Source organism: Streptomyces sp. SID1328, assembly GCF_009865595.1.
Taxonomy (GTDB): domain Bacteria; phylum Actinomycetota; class Actinomycetes; order Streptomycetales; family Streptomycetaceae; genus Streptomyces; species Streptomyces griseoluteus.
This window is the reverse complement of record NZ_WWKH01000815.1, coordinates 1-2281: the sequence shown is the minus strand read 5'-3', so window position 1 is coordinate 2281 and position 2281 is coordinate 1. Positions and strand designations below refer to the sequence as shown.

The 2281-nt window shown below is 71.2% G+C and carries 4 protein-coding genes; all 4 read right to left on the bottom strand.

The genetic code is table 11. The features are described from left to right. Positions 1–180 (bottom strand): mobile element transfer protein (locus GT030_RS25905; protein ID WP_161203177.1); only part of this gene is annotated, 180 nt, incomplete at its 3' end. Between the two features lie 19 nt (positions 181–199). Then, positions 200–871: a DUF2637 domain-containing protein gene (locus tag GT030_RS25900; protein WP_161203176.1), complete on the bottom strand. Its 672-nt coding sequence runs from the start codon at positions 869–871 to the stop codon at positions 200–202. A gap of 5 nt (positions 872–876) precedes the next feature. Continuing rightward, positions 877–1053: a hypothetical protein gene (locus GT030_RS35850; protein ID WP_202460568.1), complete on the bottom strand. Its 177-nt coding sequence runs from the start codon at positions 1051–1053 to the stop codon at positions 877–879. 13 nt (positions 1054–1066) lie between these two features. Further along, a partial coding sequence (locus GT030_RS25895; protein ID WP_161203175.1) for an FtsK/SpoIIIE domain-containing protein occupies positions 1067–2281 on the bottom strand: 1215 nt, incomplete at its 5' end.

The window sequence follows — 2281 nt, the reverse complement described above, 5'->3', positions numbered from 1 at the left end:
GCAGCGGTGGGTGCGGGCGGCGAGTTCGGCGGCGGCCCGGTCGGCGTAATCGGTAGAGAAGCCGCAGCCGGGGGCCGAGCAGGCGGCGGTGTGCCGGGTGCGGCCCCGGCCGTCGTGGTAGCTGGCGACGGTGACCGGGCCGAAGCGCCGCACGTCACGGAACCGGCGATAGGTGCTCACGGGTCGATCTCCTTCCGGGTCAGGTGAGTTCGAGCTGAGCGGCGATGGCCTGGCACGTCGGCGCGGGAAGCCCGAGCCGGGCGGTGAGCCCGTCAGCGGTGATCGGCTCACCCGTCGTCTTGCGGTGCGATTCCGCGATGGCGCGGGCATGGTCGACCAGAGCCGCCGGGACCGTGGGAACCGGAGCGGCTGGCGTCGGTGACTTGGCCGGGGCGGGGGCCAGCTCCGCAGGAGCCGACGCGGGAGCCGGAACCGGCGGTGTGTCGGTGCGGTGCAACTGCACTTCCGGCGCCGGTTCGGGCTCCGGGCAGGTCTCCGCGGATGCAGTCGCCGGGGTGGGGGTGTGGACGAGGAGGGTGCCACCGAGGAAGGCGAGCGCGGGCCAGCCGGCCACCAGGATGCGCAACCAGGCGGGCACATGGCCGAGGTCGAGGAGTCCGGCGGTGGCGATGTTGGCGCCGAGGGAGGCGGCGAGCGCGATGGCGAACCAGGTCCACGAGGCCCCGTCCCGACCGACCCGCAACCGACGCCACGCGGCGACCAACAGCAGGTCGACGGAGATTGGGTAGGCCCACGCCTTCCAGCCCGACTGCCCGGCAGCGGCGGCCAGATCATGCAGGTGAGCGAAGGACAAAGCCCCGGCGATCACGGCTTGGATCAGAACAGCGTCAGGGCGGAGAGCGCGGTTCACGGCGATCACTCCCCGTCCGGTGCTTCGCCGGTGCCCAGGCAGGTCAGGCACAACGCGCCCTGCCGGTCATCCGTGGCGCGGCCCTTACGGGCGCCAACGCGAACGGTCTCGGTGATCTCCCCGCCTCCCTGGCAGTCCGGGCAGGCGGCCGGCTTCGGCGGGGTCTTCTTGCGCGTAGCCATGACGTGCCCCCTCTCAGTCCGTGACCGGGAACGGCTTGACCAGCGACGGCCCCGAAGCCGGGACATCGACCGGGATGTAAGGCCGGTAGGGGTCGAGAGCAGGGAAGTCCGGCACTAGGTGCGCGAACTCCCGACACACAGCCGCCGCTTCAGCACGCGACGTGTGAGGGGTGCGGATCTTCGCCCAGCCCCCGGAGGAGTCCGCCGCAACGGCAGTGCCGGGACGTTCGGCGGGGATCAGGGAGGCGGCCATCACGGCATCCGGCGCCACGTCCGCCAGGCCCATTTCGGCGGTCTGCTTGTCGTTGACCCGGTGCACCACACGCCCGGTGAGCTGGGCACGGAGCATGGTCGCCCCGCGTCCGAGTTCGGAGCCGAAGCGCTGCCCGCACACCTCCAGATAGATCCCGACCGCCCGTGCCATCTGCGCCAGCCGGATCAGGGCGGTGACGATCCGCTCCCGGCGCTCCTCATCCTTCTTGGAGGAGATCAGGAACAGTTCCGCCACCTCGTCCACCAGGACGATGACGGGCACGGGCCGTAAGCCGGCGGGCAGCTCCCACACGTCCGAGACCCCGTGCATACTCAGCAGGTCGAACCGGGACTCCATCTCGCCCACCAGCACATCCAGCAGGGAGGCGGAGTCGTCCGGGGTGGTCGCCAGCGCCGACAGCCGAGCCGCGTACGCGGAGTGCTCCACACCGCGCTTGCAGTCGATCCCGACCAGCGCCACCGGCAGCTTCGCCAAACCTTTGATCAGGTTGCGTTGATAGACCGACTTTCCGGAGTTGTTCGCCCCGAGGGTCAGTGCCATCGGGATCTGGCGGTAGTCCCGCATGAACGCGGTCCCGTCCTCCCGCAGCGCCACCGGAACCGACAATCCCTCAGGGCGAGCACGGCGTGGCATCCGGACCCGGCGCAGCACGTCATAGCCGGTCATGCGGAGCTCGACGTGGCCGGGCTTGGTCTCCGTGACGGTTACGGAGTGGACGCCCCAGGCGTGGCGGAGCCGCTCGGAGGCGGCCACCAGGTCGGCCGGTTCCAGGCCGGCCGGGAGACGCAGGGTGACGCGGAGGCCGGTGGAGGTTCCCCGGACGTGGCGGACCTTCGGCGGGACCGGCTGCACCTCGGTGTGGGCGATGTTCCGCGCCAGGAAGGCCCGCAGGCGGGACGGCTGAACCGTCAGCCCGCACACGTCCATCGTGGAGCGGTAGGTGAAGGAGAACCG